This window comes from Cellulomonas dongxiuzhuiae, from assembly GCF_018623035.1.
GTDB lineage: Bacteria > Actinomycetota > Actinomycetes > Actinomycetales > Cellulomonadaceae > Cellulomonas > Cellulomonas dongxiuzhuiae.
Map to the genome: position 1 here is coordinate 3,185,584 of NZ_CP076023.1, position 15,263 is coordinate 3,200,846.

General features: G+C 75.1%; 18 protein-coding genes and 3 tRNA genes. 11 read left to right on the plus strand and 10 right to left on the minus strand.

The features are described 5' to 3' along the window. Positions 1-78: 78 nt before the first annotated feature. Positions 79-627 carry an MOSC domain-containing protein gene (locus KKR89_RS14380; protein ID WP_208196037.1) on the plus strand — a complete coding sequence of 183 codons (549 nt, stop codon included), beginning with the start codon at positions 79-81 and terminating at the stop codon, positions 625-627. 140 nt (positions 628-767) lie between these two features. After that, the gene (locus KKR89_RS14385; RefSeq protein ID WP_208196038.1) at positions 768-1,457 is read left to right on the plus strand and encodes a YceI family protein; all 690 of its coding nucleotides are present in this window, start codon (positions 768-770) and stop codon (positions 1,455-1,457) included. Positions 1,458-1,586: 129 nt separating this feature from the next. On the opposite strand, the gene KKR89_RS14390 is transcribed toward KKR89_RS14385, so the two are convergent. Genes KKR89_RS14390 through KKR89_RS14415 form a run of 6 tightly spaced genes read right to left on the minus strand, consistent with a single transcriptional unit; the run spans position 1,587 to position 6,954 of the window. Beyond that, positions 1,587-2,456, minus strand: a complete 870-nt coding sequence (locus tag KKR89_RS14390; RefSeq protein WP_208196039.1) for a prenyltransferase — start codon at positions 2,454-2,456, stop codon at positions 1,587-1,589. Next, positions 2,456-2,800 carry a lycopene cyclase domain-containing protein gene (locus tag KKR89_RS14395; protein WP_208196040.1) on the minus strand — a complete coding sequence of 115 codons (345 nt, stop codon included), beginning with the start codon at positions 2,798-2,800 and terminating at the stop codon, positions 2,456-2,458. The genes KKR89_RS14390 and KKR89_RS14395 overlap by 1 nt, the downstream gene beginning before the upstream one ends. Beyond that, the gene (locus tag KKR89_RS14400) at positions 2,797-3,159 is read right to left on the minus strand and encodes a lycopene cyclase domain-containing protein (RefSeq protein WP_208196041.1); all 363 of its coding nucleotides are present in this window, start codon (positions 3,157-3,159) and stop codon (positions 2,797-2,799) included. Before KKR89_RS14400 ends, KKR89_RS14395 begins: the two co-directional genes overlap by 4 nt. Further along, positions 3,156-4,808 (minus strand): phytoene desaturase family protein, encoded by a 1,653-nt coding sequence (crtI, locus tag KKR89_RS14405; protein WP_208196042.1) that lies wholly within the window; start codon positions 4,806-4,808, stop codon positions 3,156-3,158. The genes KKR89_RS14400 and crtI overlap by 4 nt, the downstream gene beginning before the upstream one ends. Continuing rightward, complete coding sequence (locus KKR89_RS14410) at positions 4,805-5,731, minus strand: phytoene/squalene synthase family protein (RefSeq protein WP_208196043.1); 927 nt, start codon at positions 5,729-5,731, stop codon at positions 4,805-4,807. The genes crtI and KKR89_RS14410 overlap by 4 nt, the downstream gene beginning before the upstream one ends. 41 nt (positions 5,732-5,772) lie before the next feature. Further along, positions 5,773-6,954 carry a polyprenyl synthetase family protein gene (locus KKR89_RS14415; protein ID WP_208196044.1) on the minus strand — a complete coding sequence of 394 codons (1,182 nt, stop codon included), beginning with the start codon at positions 6,952-6,954 and terminating at the stop codon, positions 5,773-5,775. 150 nt (positions 6,955-7,104) lie between these two features. Here KKR89_RS14415 and galE point away from each other — a divergent pair, with 150 nt between their 5' ends. Continuing rightward, the gene (galE, locus tag KKR89_RS14420) at positions 7,105-8,085 is read left to right on the plus strand and encodes a UDP-glucose 4-epimerase GalE (protein WP_208196045.1); all 981 of its coding nucleotides are present in this window, start codon (positions 7,105-7,107) and stop codon (positions 8,083-8,085) included. 58 nt (positions 8,086-8,143) lie between these two features. Here galE and KKR89_RS14425 read toward each other — a convergent pair whose 3' ends face one another. Beyond that, positions 8,144-9,049: an LLM class flavin-dependent oxidoreductase gene (locus tag KKR89_RS14425; protein WP_208196046.1), complete on the minus strand. Its 906-nt coding sequence runs from the start codon at positions 9,047-9,049 to the stop codon at positions 8,144-8,146. A 99-nt stretch (positions 9,050-9,148) separates the two neighbouring features. Here KKR89_RS14425 and KKR89_RS14430 point away from each other — a divergent pair, with 99 nt between their 5' ends. Further along, a complete protein-coding gene (locus tag KKR89_RS14430) occupies positions 9,149-10,099 on the plus strand; it encodes a LysR family transcriptional regulator (RefSeq protein WP_208196047.1) in 951 nt (316 codons plus the stop codon). 78 nt (positions 10,100-10,177) lie between these two features. Continuing rightward, positions 10,178-11,299: a S1 family peptidase gene (locus KKR89_RS14435; protein ID WP_208196048.1), complete on the plus strand. Its 1,122-nt coding sequence runs from the start codon at positions 10,178-10,180 to the stop codon at positions 11,297-11,299. Positions 11,300-11,447: 148 nt separating this feature from the next. On the opposite strand, the gene KKR89_RS14440 is transcribed toward KKR89_RS14435, so the two are convergent. Both KKR89_RS14440 and KKR89_RS14445 read right to left on the minus strand, forming a co-directional pair. Further along, positions 11,448-12,365, minus strand: coding sequence for a cation diffusion facilitator family transporter (locus KKR89_RS14440; protein ID WP_208196049.1), 918 nt, complete (start codon positions 12,363-12,365; stop codon positions 11,448-11,450). 70 nt (positions 12,366-12,435) lie between these two features. Further along, positions 12,436-12,798, minus strand: coding sequence for a metallopeptidase family protein (locus KKR89_RS14445; protein ID WP_208196384.1), 363 nt, complete (start codon positions 12,796-12,798; stop codon positions 12,436-12,438). Between the two features lie 117 nt (positions 12,799-12,915). On the opposite strand from KKR89_RS14445, the gene KKR89_RS14450 reads away from it, so the two are divergent. The 6 genes from KKR89_RS14450 to KKR89_RS14475 all read left to right on the plus strand — a co-directional run bounded on the left by KKR89_RS14450 (position 12,916) and on the right by KKR89_RS14475 (position 14,708). Then, positions 12,916-12,988: transfer RNA gene (locus KKR89_RS14450), tRNA-Glu, on the plus strand. Between the two features lie 54 nt (positions 12,989-13,042). Then, positions 13,043-13,116, plus strand: a tRNA-Asp gene (locus KKR89_RS14455). 40 nt (positions 13,117-13,156) lie between these two features. Next, positions 13,157-13,229: transfer RNA gene (locus tag KKR89_RS14460), tRNA-Phe, on the plus strand. Positions 13,230-13,440: 211 nt separating this feature from the next. Then, positions 13,441-13,872: a phage holin family protein gene (locus KKR89_RS14465; protein WP_208196050.1), complete on the plus strand. Its 432-nt coding sequence runs from the start codon at positions 13,441-13,443 to the stop codon at positions 13,870-13,872. 117 nt (positions 13,873-13,989) lie between these two features. After that, positions 13,990-14,424 carry a phage holin family protein gene (locus tag KKR89_RS14470; RefSeq protein ID WP_208196051.1) on the plus strand — a complete coding sequence of 145 codons (435 nt, stop codon included), beginning with the start codon at positions 13,990-13,992 and terminating at the stop codon, positions 14,422-14,424. Beyond that, positions 14,421-14,708, plus strand: coding sequence for a DUF3618 domain-containing protein (locus KKR89_RS14475; RefSeq protein ID WP_208196052.1), 288 nt, complete (start codon positions 14,421-14,423; stop codon positions 14,706-14,708). The genes KKR89_RS14470 and KKR89_RS14475 overlap by 4 nt, the downstream gene beginning before the upstream one ends. A gap of 228 nt (positions 14,709-14,936) precedes the next feature. Here KKR89_RS14475 and KKR89_RS14480 read toward each other — a convergent pair whose 3' ends face one another. Beyond that, a complete protein-coding gene (locus KKR89_RS14480; RefSeq protein WP_191782801.1) occupies positions 14,937-15,152 on the minus strand; it encodes a BldC family transcriptional regulator in 216 nt (71 codons plus the stop codon). Positions 15,153-15,263 lie beyond the last annotated feature (111 nt).

Genomic DNA, 15,263 nt, shown 5'->3' on the forward strand with positions numbered 1-15,263 from the left:
GGACGAGCGCGCGCACCACCGCGTCCTCACCTGCCGTGACGTTCCAGCCGTCCGGCCGGCGCCACCTAGGCTGGTCGGGTGGCCTCGATCCTCGCCGTCTGCGTCGTGCACGCCCTGCGCCCCGACCCCGGCCCCGTCGGGGTGACGGCGATCGACAAGAGGGCGGTGACGGGACCGGTGCGCGTCGGGCGGTACGGGCTGCGCGCCGACGTGCAGGCCGACCGCAAGTTCCACGGCGGCGAGGACCAGGCCGTGTACGTCTACGGCGAGGACGACGCCGCGCACTGGGCCCGCGAGCTGGGCCGCGAGCTGCCGCCGGGGTGGTTCGGCGAGAACCTGCGCGTGGCGGGTCTGGACCCCAACGAGGCGCGGATCGGCGAGCGCTGGCGCGTCGGGGCGGACGTGGTGCTGGAGGTCACGGGCCCGCGCACGCCGTGCGCGACGTTCGCACGCTGGGTGGGTGGCGACGACGAGCGCGGGTGGGTCCGACGGTTCCGGGACGAGGCCCGCGTCGGCGCGTACCTGCGGGTCGTGCACCGCGGGTCGGTGCGCGCGGGCGACGAGGTGGTCCTCGAGCAGACCGCCCCTGCGGGCGCGCCCACGGTGCGCGAGGTCCTGCTCGCCTGATCCGAAACGTTCCGGACCGGGGCAAACCGGTCGAGGGGTGGTTGAATCTTCTCTGATCCGCGTCCTCCCACGGTCGAGCAGTCGTACCCACCGCGCACCGGGGGCGGAGGCGACGACGACCGACGACTGGGGACGACGACATGAGCGAGCCGATGCGGACCTCGGACCGACCCGTCCGCCAGTGGCAGGGCCTGACGATCCCGGACCCCGGCACGTACGAGCTCGACGACGCCCACAAGCGCGTCGGGTTCGTCGCCCAGCACATGATGGTCAGCCCCGTGCGCGGCGAGTTCGCCCGCGCGGCCGCCACGATCGTCGTCGGCGAGGACCCGCTGCGCTCGTCGGTGACCGCCGTCATCGCGACCGAGAGCCTCACGACGCACCACGAGGACCGCGACACCCACCTGCGCAGCGCCGACTTCCTCGACGTCGCGCAGTTCCCCCTGATCGAGTTCCGCAGCACCGACGTCGCGTGGCGCGGCGAGCCCGACGCGATCCTCACCTGGGCGCGGCTGCGCAACCACAACGCCGACCGTCGGCGCGTGTCCAGCAGCACCATCGAGCGCGCCGACCGCAACCGCATGAAGTTCGACGTCACGGGCGACCTGCGGATCAAGGGCGTGACGCGGTCCGTCACGCTGCGCATGGACTTCGGCGGCGCCGGCCGCGACCCGTACGACCGTGACATCTTCGGGTTCCACGCGGTCACCGACATCGACCGCGAGGACTTCGGCCTGGTGTGGAACGTCGCGCTCGAGGCCGGCGGCTGGCTCGTCGGCAAGAAGGTGCGCATCGAGATCGCCGGCGAGGCCGTCCACCAGGCGGCGTGACCGCCCCGGGTCTCGGCGCAACGGGGACGCACGTCGTCTGGCCCCAGTCCTGAACCCGATCGGGGCCGCAGACGGGTGACGCCCCCGGCGGAGGCGTGACCTGCGCCACGCCGGCGTCCGACGGGGCCGTCAGGTCAGCGCGACCGCGAGCAGCAGCATGGTCACGAGGAACCCCGTCAGCAGGTTGAGCCACAGGAACGTGCGCCACCCGGCGTTCGCGCGCTCGCAGTCGTCGTCGGTGACGTGGCGGAACCGCCACGTGCTCACGGCGTACGGCAGCGGCAGCAGCGCCGCGAGCACGCCGGGCCACGGCAGCGCGAGCAGCACCCCCGCGGCCGCGACGTACGCCGCGGTCGCCGCGAGGACCGTGGGCCGAGCACCGAGCACGGTCGCGACCGACGCGAGGCCGCCCGCGCGGTCCGCACGCACGTCCTGGACCGCGCCGAACGCGTGCGACGCCATGCCCCACAGCAGGAAGGCGACCAGCACGGGCCACGTCGTGCGCGCCGCGAGGTCGGCGCCCGCCAGGACGAGCGCGTAGAGCAGCGGCCCGACGAAGTGCACGGCGGAGGAGAACGAGTCGAGGACGGGGCGCTCCTTGAACCGCAGGCGCGGCGCGGAGTAGGCGACGACGTCGGCGACGACCAGCAGCAGCACGACGCCCGCGAGCGGCGACCCGAGGGCCAGCAGCCACACCACGAACGGCACGGTCGCCACGACGCACGCGACCAGGATGCGGCGGTGCACGGCGCGCGCCCGCGACGGGTCGACCAGGCCACCCTCGATGCCGCCCTTGCGGGGGTTCGCGAGGTCGGAGGCGTAGTCGAACACGTCGTTGATCCCGTACATCAGCAGGTTGTACGGGACGAGGAAGAACAGCGTCCCCACGACGAGCCGCACGTCGACGCGGCCGTCGGTGGCCATGAGCCAACCGGCGGCGAACGGGTAGGCGGTGTTGATCCAGGAGAACGGGCGGGACGCCGCGAGCACCTCGCGCATCAGTCGGGCGTCCCGGCCGCGGCCGGCGCCGGCTGCCCGTCCGGGTGCGACGACGTGCGGCGCGAGCGCCCCAGCACGGTCCACAGCACGGGCACGAACACGGCGGCGGCGATCGCGTACGCGAAGTCCTCGAGCGGCGCGCCCAGGACGTGGACCCCGAGGATCTTGGCGGGGTCGAACACGTACAGGCCGACGTCGATCATGAGGGTGTCGAACACCGCCGTCAGGGCGCACACGAACAGCGCCGCCCAGACCAGCGGCCGGGCGCGCAGGCGCCGCAGCACCGGCAGGGACACCACGGTGAGCAGCAGCAGCACGATCACGTTGAGCACGATGTTCGTCACGACGCACCCCCGTCGGTCCCCCGTGCCGCGGCCCGGTCCGCGGCGCGCCGGGCCGACGACAGGTCGAACCAGCGCCACGCCAGCAGCCCCACGTAGGTGAGCAGCGCGAGGAAGAACGCCTCCTCGACCGGCAGCTCGGGTGCCAGCAGCAGACCGGTCATGTGCGGCGAGTCGCCGCGCGCGAAGATCCCCAGCGCGAGCCCCGCGACGTCCCACAGCAGGAACCCCACGACGCCGAGGCCGACGGTCCAGGCCGCGCGCCGCGCGTCGTACCAGAACGCGAGCCGGAACCGCCGGTCCAGCACGGCCAGGCCGCCCAGGGACAGCAGCAGCGCACCGAGGTACACCAGCCCCGTCATGCACGCCCCGCCGTGACGTCGGACCACAGGCCGCGCGGCAGCGCCGAGCCGAGGTACCCGGGCCGCAGCGGCGCCGGCAGGGGGCGGGACGACGTCTCCCCCAGCAGCCGCTTGGCGACCAGCTCGGCGCCGATGAGGACCATCGGCAGGCCGACGCCGGGGACGGTGCCTCCGCCCACGTGCAGCAGGTTCGGCACCCGGTGCGAGGCGACGCCCGGCCGGAACATCGCCGACTGGCGCAGGGTGTGCTCCATGCCGAGCGCGGTGCCGCGCCACGCGGACAGGTCGCGCGCGAAGTCGGCAGGGCCCACGACGCGCCGCACGACGACCCGCGAGCGCAGGTCCGGCACGCCCGCCCACGCGCCCACCTGGTCCAGGTAGCGGTCGGCGTGGGCGTCGAGCTCGCCCGCGCGGCTGCCGAGCGCGGGGTCGGCGGGGTACGGGACGAGGACGAACAGGTTCTCGTGACCCGGGGGTGCGGCGGTCGGGTCGGTCGCGGTGGTGCGCGAGACGTACAGCGACGCGACGTCCGGCACGCGCAGCCCCGATGCGGGGGTCGCCCGTCCGGCGCCCAGGATGGCCTCGAAGTTGCCGGGCCAGTCCTGCGTGAAGAACAGCGAGTGGTGACGCAGCTCGGGCAGCTCGCCGCGCACGCCCGCCATGACGAGCAGCGCCGAGATGCCCGGGCCGCGCCGCTCCCAGACGTCCGGGGGCAGGTCCGCGTGGTCCGGTCCCAGCAGGGCGGTCTCGGTGTGGTGCCGGTCGGCGCCGGACACCACGACGTCCGCCGGGACGAGGGTGCCGTCGGCCAGCCGGACGCCGCGGGCGACGCCGCGGCGCCGCGGGTGGCGCGCGCTGCGCGGTGCGTCGTCGACCTCGATCTCCAGGACGTCGGCGCCGGTGCGCACGGTGACGCCCTCCTCGACCGCGGCCTTGGCCAGCGCCTCGACGAGGGTGTACATGCCGCCGCGCGGGTAGAACACGCCCTCGCCGAGGTCGAGGTGGCTCATGAGCGAGTACAGCGCGGGCACGCGGTACGGCGACGACCCGAGGAACACGGCGTGGTAGCCGAGGACCTGCCGCAGGACGGGGTGCTGCACGGTCCCGGCGATGCGGTCGGCGAGCGTCTGCGTCAGCAGCCGGGCCAGGGTCCCCGTGCGGAGCAGCACGTCGCGGGACAGCGCCCGGTCGGGACGCTCGAACGTCGTGTAGAGGAAGTGGTCCAGCGCCGTGCGGTACGCCTCGCCCGCGTCGGCGACGTACCGGCGGATCGCGGCGCCCGCGCCGGGCTCCAGCGCGTCGAACGTCGCGGCGTTGGCGAGCGGGTCGGCGACCACGTCGAACGGCTCGACGCCGGACCCGGGCTCGGGGAAGAGCCGGTAGGCAGGGTCCAGGCGCTGCAGGTCGACGTGGTCGGACACGCGTCGCCCGAGCAGCGCGAACGTGTGCTCGACGACCTCGGGCATGAACCACCAGGACGGACCGGTGTCGAACCGGAACCCGTCGGCCTCCCACGTCCCCGTCCGGCCGCCGAGCTGGTCGTGGCGCTCGAGCAGGGTCACCTGGGCGCCGCCGCGCGCGAGCAGCGCGGCCGTCGCCAGGCCGCCGACCCCGCCGCCGATGACGACGACGCGCACGGCCGCGCTCACCGGGCCACCGCCCGCGAGCGGAGCAGCGGCGTGGCGCGGACCCGGTCCCGCGTCTCGTCCGCCAGCACCCCGGCCACGGCGCGCACGACGACGGCGGCCTTGACCGGTCCCGGGACGCGGACGCGACGGGCCCGCAGGGTCGCGACGGGTGTCGCCGCGAGGTCGCGCAGGAGGCGGTCGTAGAGCCCCGCGGTCGCGGCGACGGCGCACCGCGCGCGCGTCGGCAGCAGCGGGAGGGCGGCGCGCGCGCGGTCCAGGTCCCCACCGATCTCCTCGAGGACGGCCCGCACGTCCTCGCGGGTGAGGTGCTCCGGGTCGACGCCCGGCAGGTACGCGCGCCCGAGGTCGCCGCTGTCGGCGGCCAGGTCCCGCAGGAAGTTGATCTTCTGGAAGGCCGCACCGAGCGCCCGCGCCCCGTCGACGGCCGGGGGCGCCGGCACGACGGGCGGGTCACCGGGTCGGCGGTCGGCGTCGAGGAACGCGCGCAGGCACATCACCCCGACGACCTCCGCGGACCCGTAGACGTACCGCTCGTAGCTCTCGCGGTCGTGGGTGCGCACGGTCAGGTCGGCCCTCATGGAGGCGAAGAACGGGTCGATCTCGCCGTGCCCGATGCCGATGCGCCGCGCGGTGCGGGCGAACGCGTGCACGACGACGTTGGTCGAGTAGCCGGTGCGCAGGGCGCGTGCGACCTGCTCCTCGAGCTCGTCGAGCTCGGCCCCCGCGTCGGGGCCGCGGTAGGTGTCGACGACCTCGTCCGCGAGGCGCACGAGCGCGTACACCGCGTGGATGTCGCCGCGCGTGCGGGCGCCGAGCAGGCGCGTGCCGAGGCCGAACGACGTCGAGTACGCCCGCAGGACCAGCGCGCTGGCCCGCATCGCGATCGCGTCGTACAGGACCTGACCGGTGGTGGCCGTGCGCATGTCGTGCGTCCTCATCTCGGTCGTGCCGGTGGTCCGGAGCCTCAGCGCGCGCGCCCGGCGAGGTCGTCGACGACGCCTGCCAGGTACGTCGCCAACGGCTCCGGCAGGTGGGTGGCGAGCGTACGCGCGATGTCCGCGCTGCGGCGTGCCAGGGCGCGCACGTCCTCGACCGCGCCGGTGTCGTGCAGGACGTCGACCACGGCGTGCGCACCGGAGTCGTCGAGGTCCGCCCGCCCGACGTGCGTGTCCAGCAGCGCTGCCTGCCGCGGGTCGGCGCGCTGCCAGGCGACCCGCAGCAGCTCGGTGCGCTTGCCCTCGCGCAGGTCGGAGAGCACGGACTTGCCCGTGAGAGCCGGGTCGCCCATGGTCCCCAGCTCGTCGTCGACGAGCTGGTAGGCGACGCCCAGTGCCGTGCCGACCCCCGCGAGCACAGCCCGCGCGACGCCCGGGGCGTCGGCCAGGACGGCGCCCGACTCGAGCGGCACCCGGAACGAGTAGACGGCGGTCTTGAGCTCGGCGACGAGGACGGCGTCGACGTCCGACGGCACCGCGAGCGCGCCCCGGACGTCGAGCAGCTCGCCGCTGACGGTCGTCGCGACGCCGTCGGCGAGCAGCCGCACGAGCTCGCCCAGCCGGGCCGGCGGCACGGCGCCGGTCGCGAGCAGACCGAAGGCCTGCGCGAGGGCCGCGTCGCCCGCGAGCAGCGCGGCCGCGCCGACCTGCTGGTCGACCGCGGCCCGCGGCACCCCGTCGGCGGTGAGCCGGGCACGCGTGCGGCCCGCGACGTTGGGGTGGCCGCGCCGGACCTCGTCGTGGTCCAGGACGTCGTCGTGCACGACCATCGCGGTGTGCAGCAGCTCGTGGGCGGCGGCCACGTGGGCCGCGGCGACGAGGTCCGTGCCCCCGAGGCCGAGGTACGCCGCGGCGACGAGACGGGGGCGCAGCAGCTTGCCCCCGGTGACCGCGTCGAGGTCCTGCCACAGGTCGGCGCACGCGGGGTCGAACGCGACGGCCCGGCGGCGCTGCTCGCCGACCAGGTCACGCAGGATCCGCCCGGCAGCGTCGGTGACGTGCTCGACGCCGTGCGCGAGCGCCGCACCGGCCGCGGGTGCGCCGGTCGCGGGTGCGCCGGCCGCGGGTGCTCCGGCCGGGGTCGTGGCGGTCACGGGCGCGGGGCTGCTGCGGGTCGCGCCGGGCTGCCCGCGCTCGCTGGTCTGACTCACATCGCCCCCCGAGCCGTCGAAGAATGCTCAGCGTACTGAGTATTCGCGTTCGAGCCACCGGAACCGCCGAACCGACCGGTGCGACCACCTGGTGGTGGGGTTCGTCCGCATCCGTCCGGGTCCGCGAGTCCCCTCATTATGCTGACGCGCATGACCTGGCTGGTGACCGGCGGCGCCGGCTATATCGGCGCGCACGTGGTGCGCGCACTCCTGGACGCCGCACGCGCGGGCGACGAGCGGCTGCGCCCCGTGGTCCTGGACGACCTGTCGAGCGGGTACGCCGCGTTCGTGCCGGACGGCGTGCCGTTCGTCCGGGCGTCGGTCGTCGACACCGACGCCGTGCGGGACGCGCTCGTCGCGCACGGCGTGACGGGGGTCGTGCACCTCGCGGGCTACAAGTACGCGGGCGTCTCGGTGCAGCGCCCGCTGCACACCTACGAGCAGAACGTCACGGGGACCGCCCACCTGCTCGCGGCGATGACGGACGCGGGCGTCGACCGGGTCGTGCTCTCCTCGTCCGCGGCCGTCTACGGCAGCCCGGACGTCGATCTCGTCACCGAGGACACCCCGACGACGCCGGAGTCCCCCTACGGCGAGTCCAAGCTGGTCGCCGAGTGGCTGCTGCGGGACCAGGGCGTCGCGACCGGCCTGCGCCACACGTCGCTGCGGTACTTCAACGTCGTGGGCTCGGGGGCCGAGGACCTGTACGACGCCAGCCCCCACAACCTGTTCCCGCTGGTCCTCGACGCCCTGGCCTCGGGCCGCACGCCGCGCGTCAACGGCACCGACTACCCGACGCCCGACGGCACGTGCGTGCGCGACTACGTGCACGTCGCCGACCTGGCGCTGGCGCACGTCGAGGCGGCCCGGGCACTGGCGGACGACCGGCCGCTGGACCGCGTCTACAACCTCGGCTCGGGCGACGGCCTGTCCGTCGCCCAGATCATGACGACGATCGCCCGGGTCACGGGGATCGACTTCACGCCGGAGCGGGGGCCACGTCGGCCGGGCGACCCGGCGCGCATCGTCGCGTCGGGCGAGGCCGCCGCCCGGGACCTCGGGTGGGCGATGCGCCACTCCCCCGAGCAGATGGTCGCCAGCGCCTGGGACGCCCACCGCCGCGCCGCGTGAGGCCTCGACCGGCGCCGCCGCCGCGCCTTCGACGGGCGCGGCGCCACCCTGGTCGGCGTCAGCGCGTCGCCGGCTCCAGCGCCTGCAGGCGGGGCAGCTCGGCGGCGAGGCGCTCGAGCTCGCGCTCGTCGCCCGCGTACACGCCCGACGCCCGCGGCCAGTGCAGGACGACGTCGCCGAACCCGAGCGCGGCGGCACGCTCGACGCCCTCGACCGCGAGCGCGGCGGATCCCAGCGAGAACCGGGGCGCACCGTCGAGGCTCAGCCACCGGCCGATCGGCCGATCCCCGGCGACCTCGTCGAACGCCTCGACCATGCTCGCGAGCCCCTGCCACCAGGCCTCCTGCGCGGCGTCGGCGTCGACACCCTCGCCGACGCCGGTGCCGGGCCCGTAGGTCGCCCAGCCCTGGCCGTACCGCGCGGCGAGCGCCATGGCGCGGGGACCGTTGGCGGCGACGACGAAGGGCGGACGCGGCCGGGCGAGGGTGCCGGGCACCATGCGCGCGCCGTGCGACTGGTAGTACTCGCCGTCGTGGTCCGTGACCGGCTGGGTCAGCAGGGTGTCGAGCAGGCCGAGGAACTCGGCGAAACGTCGGGTGCGCTCACGGCGGGTGGGCGCCGGACCCATGACGCCCGCGTCCCAGCCCTCGCCGCCCGCGCCGACGCCGAGGACGAACCGGCCGCCGGCCACGTCGTCGAGGCCCATGACGTCCTTGGCGAACGGGACGGGGTGCCGGAAGTTGGGGGACGCGACCCAGGTGCCCAGCCCGATGCGCTCGGTGACGGCGGCCGCCGCCGCCAGCAGCGGGACCGTGGCGAACCACGGCTCGTCCGCCAGCTCGCGCCACGCAAGGTGGTCGTACGTCCACGCGTGGTCGAAGCCCATCTCCTCGGCGCGCCGCCACCGCGTGCGCGCGCTCGCCCACCGCTCCTGCGGCAGCAGCACCACCCCGACCCTCACCATGCCGCGTCACGCTACCTGGACGACGCGAGTCACAATGCGCCGACGGCGGGTGCTACCCGGTCGTGACAACAGGGCCCGCTCGCCCGTACCCTCAACGGCATGGAGCTGGAGGTCCGGCATCTGCGCACCCTGACGACCGTCGCCTCGCTCGGCAGCATCACCAAGGCCGCGGCCGTGCTCGGCGTCGCGCAGCCCGCCCTGAGCGCGCAGCTGGCCCGCATCGACCGCGCCCTCGGAGGGCCCACCTTCGTCCGGGACCACCGCGGCGTGCGACCGACGCCCCTCGGTGCCCTCGTGCTCGACCGCGCCCGCACGCTGCTGCCGGCGATGGACGCCCTGCGGCAGGACGCGCGACGGGTGGCGTGCGGCGACACGGCCGCCACGCTGCGGCTCGCCGGCGCGGGTTCCGCCCTCGCCGCACCTCTCGTACGCCGGTTGTCGTCGGGGGGCGACCCACCGCCGACGCTGCGCGCCGTCCCGGACACGGCGCGCGCCGTGGCCGAGCTCGCGGCCGGCGCCCACGACGCGGTGCTGGCGGGCACGTGCGGCGACGCCCTGCCTCCCGCGCACCCCGGCGTCCAGTGGCGCCTGCTCGGGACGGACGCCGTGCACGTCGTCGTCGGCGAGGGCCACCCGGGCGGTGGCGACGTCCGCCTGGCGGAGCTCGCCGACGCGCGCTGGGTCACGGCCGCGGGCGACAGCTGCTTCACCGAGTGCTTCCTGCGGGCGTGCGCCCGCGCGGGGTTCACGCCCCCGACGCCCAGCGAGTGCGACCGCGCGGAGGCGCTCGAGCTCGTCCGCGCGGGCGTCGCCGTCGCCCTGACGCAGCCGTACGGCGCGCTGCCGGCCGGGCTGCGTGCGCTGACGCTGCGCGGGACGCCGCTGACGTGGTCCACCTGGCTGGCGACGCACGACGACACCGCCACCGACGTGCGCACGCGCCTGGTCGGGGCCGCGCGCGACGCGCGGCGCGAGGAGCTCGCCGCCGCCCGCGGCCGCCGCGGTGGCACGTCGCCGCACCTCGACCGGAAGGTGAGACCAGCGGTATGACTGACGCGGGATCTAGTTTCTGACTGCAGTCGGCGCCTATCGTGACAGCACGGTCACCACCGAACGAGAGGCCCCACCATGACTCACTCCGTCACCCTCCGCCGCCGTGCGGCTGTGTTCGGCGCCACCGCGCTGGCCCTGCTGCTGGCCCCCTTCACCACCGGCGGCGCGTCCGCCGCGACGCCCGCCTCCGACGTCCCGGCCGGGATGGTCGAGGCGCTCGAGCGCGACCTCGGCGTCCCGCGCACCGAGGTCGCCCGGCGCCTGACGTTCCAGGACGACGCGGCCACCCGGGTCCGCACGCTGACGCAGGCCCTCGGCTCGACCTACGCGGGCGCCTGGGTCGACCCGGCCGCCGGCACCGTGCACGTCGCCACCACCACGCCGTCGAAGGTGCGCGGCCCCATGGCCGCGGGGGTGACCACCGTCCACGCCGAGCGCACGCTCACCCAGCTCGAGTCCCTGGGCGCCCGCCTCGACGCGGCGGGGCTGCCCGCGGACGTCGCCACCTGGTACGTGGACGTGCCGACCAACAAGCTGGTCGTCGAGGCTGTGGCCGGCACCACCGCCGCGGCCGACCTCGTCGCCGCCGCCGGCCTGCCGGCCGACGCCGTCACGCTCGCGACCGCCGAGGCGCCGCGGACGTTCATCGACGTGATCGGCGGCAACGCGTACTACATCAACGCGCGCTCACGCTGCTCGGTCGGCTTCGCGGTGCAGGGCGGCTTCGTGACCGCGGGCCACTGCGGTGCGGTCGGGGCGTCGACGACGTCGCCGTCCGGCACGTTCCGCGGCTCCTCGTTCCCCGGCAACGACTACGCGTGGGTCCAGGTCGCGGCGGGCAACACCCCGCGCGGGCTGGTCAACAACTACTCGGGCGGCACGGTGCGCGTCACCGGCTCGCAGCAGGCCGCGGTCGGCGCGTACGTGTGCCGCTCGGGCAGCACGACCGGGTGGCGGTGCGGCACCGTGCAGGCCTACAACTCCACCGTCCGGTACTCCCAGGGCAGCGTCTCGGGCCTCATCCGCACCAACGTGTGCGCCGAGCCCGGGGACTCCGGCGGCTCGCTGGTCGCCGGCACGCAGGCGCAGGGCGTGACGTCCGGCGGCTCGGGCAACTGCCGCTACGGCGGCACGACGTACTTCCAGCCCGTCAACGAGATCCTGCAGGCTTACGGTCTGCGGCTCGTCACCGGCTGACGGTCCCGCGGCGGGCGCGCCTCGCCGCCCGTCGCCTCCCGCCCCGGGTCGCGCCACCGCGACCCGGGGCACCGGCGGCCCGTTCCGTCCGACGGGCGGCCGCGCGACGGGTGGCGCGACACAGGGGGCGTCGCGCCACCCGTCGCCCTCAGGGGTGCAGGGCCTGCTCGCCGCCGTGCGACGCGGGCTCGAGCTGGAACGTGCAGTGCTCGACGTCGAAGTGCCCCGACAGGCACGCACGCAGGTGGTCCAGCACACGCCCCGTGCCCGCGCGGTCGAGCTCCTCGTCCGCGACGACCACGTGGGCGGAGAGCACCGGGACCCCGGACGTGATGGTCCACGCGTGCAGGTCGTGCACCCCCAGGACGCCCGGCACGCCGGCCATGTGCTCGCGCACGACGTCGAGGTCGACGCCCACGGGCGTGGCCTCGAGCAGCACCGCAGCGACGTCCCGCAGGAGCAGCGCGGCGCGCGGCAGGACGAGGCACGCGATGACGACCGACGCGATGCCGTCGGCGCGTGTGAACCCCGTCGTGAGCACGACGAGCGCCGCAGCGACGACGGCGACGGAGCCCAGCGCGTCGCCCAGCACCTCCAGGTAGGCGCCACGCACGTTGAGCGACTCGCGGCGGCCACGGTGCAGCAGCGCCAGCCCGACGGCGTTGGCAGCGAGCCCCAGGAGCGCGACGGCGAGCATGAGTCGCGGCTCGACGTCGGTGGGCCGCGCGATGCGGCGGACACCCTCCACGAGGACGAGGACGCCCACCGTCGCCACGACGAGGCCGTTGACCATGGCCGCGAGGATCTCCGCACGCTGCCAGCCGAACGTGCGGCGCGCCGTCGCCGGCAGGGTCGCGAGCGCGCCGGCCCCGAGCGCGACGGCCAGGCCCGCGGCGTCCGTGAGCATGTGGCCGGCGTCCGCGAGCAGCGCGAAGGAGCCGGACAGCACGCCGCCGACGACCTCGACGCTCATCACCACGAGGGTCAGGGCGAGCACCCGGGCGAGCCGTCCGCGGTGCCGGGCCGTCGCCGAGCCGTGGTGACCGTGCGCGTGACCGCCGGTCACGCGCCCGCCCTCCGCGACCGCGGGGGCACCGCACTCATCGCCACACGGCGACGCTAGCCGCCCCCCGTGGCTACGCCCAGCCCAGCGCGTGCAGCCGCTCGTCGTCGATGCCGAAGTGGTGGGCGATCTCGTGGACCACGGTGATCGCGACCTCCTCGACCACCTCCTCGCGGTCCTCGCAGATCGCGAGCGTGGGCAGCCGGTAGACGAAGATGCGGTCGGGCAGCGACCCCGCCGCCCAGAACTCGCCCCGCTCGGTCAGCGGGGTCCCCTCGTACAGCCCCAGCAGGTCCGGCTCGTCCGGCGGCGCGTCCTCCTCGACGAGCACGACGACGTTGTCCATCATCGCCGCGAGCTCCTCGGGGATCTCGTCCAGGGCGTCGCGGACCGCGTCCTCGAACTCCTCGCGCGTCATGTCGACCACGGGCACCATCCTGCCCCCGGGGGGCACGCCGACCAGCACGCACGGCATCGCTTTTGGAGTTACGGCCACCAGACCGTATGCTCATCACCGGTCTTCCGACGCCTCGACGTCTGGGGCGGACAACCCGCCCTCATCGTCTAGCGGCCTAGGACCCCGCCCTTTCACGGCGGTAGCACGGGTTCGAATCCCGTTGGGGGTACGAGCAGGACAGCACGACAGCAAGAAGGCTTTAGGGTGGTCACGGCCACCACAAGGCCCCGTAGCGCAGTTGGTTAGCGCGCCGCCCTGTCACGGCGGAGGTCGCGGGTTCAAGTCCCGTCGGGGTCGCTGCGAGGGACCGGCCGAGAGGCCGGTCCACTCGTTGCGAGGCTCTGTAGCTCAGTTGGTAGAGCGTTCGACTGAAAATCGAAAGGTCACCGGATCGACGCCGGTCGGAGCCACCTCAGACGGCCCCGCGGGACGCCCGCCGGGGCCGTCGCCATGCCCGGCCCCTGATCGCCGGCAGCACCTCGCCAGGCCCGCCCCCGCACTGTCGGACACCGACGCGGCAGCGGACGTCACTCCGGTCGACTCGGGCCCATCGTCCCGGTCGGGGCGCACACCTGCGCGCCTACCGTGGGAGCACAGCTCCTACCGAACGAGGAATTTCCCGTGACCACGACGACCGACCGCCCCCGTCCCCGCATGCTCGACCGGCTCACCGACCCCCTGGCGGAGCGCGCCCGGGACCGGTTCGAACGGGCGGAGGACAAGTTGCGCGCCGCGGTCCAGCACGAGCTGGACGCCGTCGGTGCGAGCATGCGCACCCGCGCCGTCCGCATCCGGCCCTCGGCGATCGCCTTCGCCGCGGCCGCGCTGCTCACCGTGATCGGCATCACGCTCTTCGCGTTCGCCGCGGTGGTGGGCGTCGCGCAGGCCCTGCCGCTGTGGCTGTCGGCGCTGCTCGTCGGCATCACGCTCGTGCTGCTCGCCGCCGGTGCCGCGGCCTGGGGCCGCGCGATGCTGCCCGCCGGCAACCCCGTCATCCCCGTGCCGCCGAGCACCCACCCTGCCGAGGAGCTCGTCCACCCCTGGGCGGACTGAGCCACCGCCCCCTCGCCCGCGGCACGGCAGGCTGCGCGTCGCGTCGCGCGGACGCGGCGGGACCTGCAGACTGATGCTCCGGCATCAACCGTCCCTGCAGGTGAGGAAGGTCGTCGAATGGTCACGCACTCCGGATGGGCGAGCGACACGCGTCCCGACGCACCCGAGGACCCCCGGTCGCTCGGGCGCCTGGTCGGTGACCTGAGCGAGCAGGCCACGCGGCTCGTGCGCGCCGAGATCGCGCTCGCGAAGGGCGAGATGACGGCCAAGGCCCAGCAGATGGGCGTCGGGGCCGGTCTCCTCGCGGGCGCGGGCGTCCTCGGGCTGTACACGCTGGCCGCCTTCATCGCGACGGCGATCATCGGGCTGGCGAACGTCGTGCCGGCGTGGCTCGCCGCGCTGATCGTCTCGGTGGTGCTGCTGCTCGTCACCGCCGTGCTGGCCCTGCTGGGCGTCAAGCACGTCAAGAAGGGCGCACCACCCGTGCCCGAGCGTGCGATGGAGAACCTGCAGGAGGACGTGGACACCGTCAAGAAGGGGCTGCACCGGTGAGCGACAAGGACACGATCCCGCCCGCGCACGTCGCGGCGCTCGAGGCCGAGGTGACCCTGGCGCGTGAGCAGCTCGCCGCGACCGTCGACGCGCTCGTCGCCGAGGCGGACCCCCGTCGGCAGGTCGAACGCCTCCAGCAGAAGGGCCGCCGGCTCGTCTTCGACGCCACCGACGACGCGGCGCTCCCCGAGGACCGCGCACGCGCCCGCAAGGTGCTCGTCATCGCCGGCGCCGTCGTCGCCCTGGTGGTCGTGGGCGTCGTGCGGCGGGTGACCCGGCACTGACGCGCGGCGGTCGCCCGGCACCGCCGCGACCGCCCCGACACGTCCCCGCACGCGACGACGGCCGCTGCCAGGCTTCCCCGGGTCTCGGGGCCACCGGCAGCGGCCGTCGTACGTGCGGTCCCGCGGGCCGCTGCCCACCGTGGTGGGACGGCCGAGCCGAGGCCGTCGGTGTCACGCGCACTCCCCCGCGGTGCGCGCCGGACCTCCGGACGGTCGGCTCCGTCGAGCTCAGGACTGCGGGTTCGACCTCGGCTGCGGAACGCCGTTGAGCAGCTCGCGGACCTCGGACTCGCGGTAGCGGCGGTGGCCGCCGAGCGTGCGGATCGAGGACAGCTTGCCGGACTTGGCCCAGCGCGTGACCGTCTTGGGGTCGACCCGGAACAGGGTCGCCACCTCGGACGGTGTCAGCAGGGCCTCTGCATCGGACGAGTGCGTGGTGGACACTGCGTACCTCCCTTGTCTAGCCGCCCCGACATGCGCCTTCCGGTCACGTTGCGCGTCGGGGCTGCGCGGCTTGGTACTGAATCTGACACATCGGGCACTCCAGGACACGTC

Coding starts and splice junctions, on each gene's coding strand:
- KKR89_RS14385 (WP_208196038.1), top strand. CDS start 768: ATGAGCGAGCCGATGCGGACCTCGGACCGACCCGTCCGCCAGTGGCAG.
- KKR89_RS14390 (WP_208196039.1), bottom strand. CDS start 2,456: ATGCGCGAGGTGCTCGCGGCGTCCCGCCCGTTCTCCTGGATCAACACC.
- KKR89_RS14400 (WP_208196041.1), bottom strand. CDS start 3,159: ATGACGGGGCTGGTGTACCTCGGTGCGCTGCTGCTGTCCCTGGGCGGC.
- KKR89_RS14410 (WP_208196043.1), bottom strand. CDS start 5,731: ATGCGCACGGCCACCACCGGTCAGGTCCTGTACGACGCGATCGCGATG.
- galE (WP_208196045.1), top strand. CDS start 7,105: ATGACCTGGCTGGTGACCGGCGGCGCCGGCTATATCGGCGCGCACGTG.
- KKR89_RS14425 (WP_208196046.1), bottom strand. CDS start 9,049: ATGGTGAGGGTCGGGGTGGTGCTGCTGCCGCAGGAGCGGTGGGCGAGC.
- KKR89_RS14430 (WP_208196047.1), top strand. CDS start 9,149: ATGGAGCTGGAGGTCCGGCATCTGCGCACCCTGACGACCGTCGCCTCG.
- KKR89_RS14435 (WP_208196048.1), top strand. CDS start 10,178: ATGACTCACTCCGTCACCCTCCGCCGCCGTGCGGCTGTGTTCGGCGCC.
- KKR89_RS14445 (WP_208196384.1), bottom strand. CDS start 12,798: ATGGTGCCCGTGGTCGACATGACGCGCGAGGAGTTCGAGGACGCGGTC.
- KKR89_RS14470 (WP_208196051.1), top strand. CDS start 13,990: ATGGTCACGCACTCCGGATGGGCGAGCGACACGCGTCCCGACGCACCC.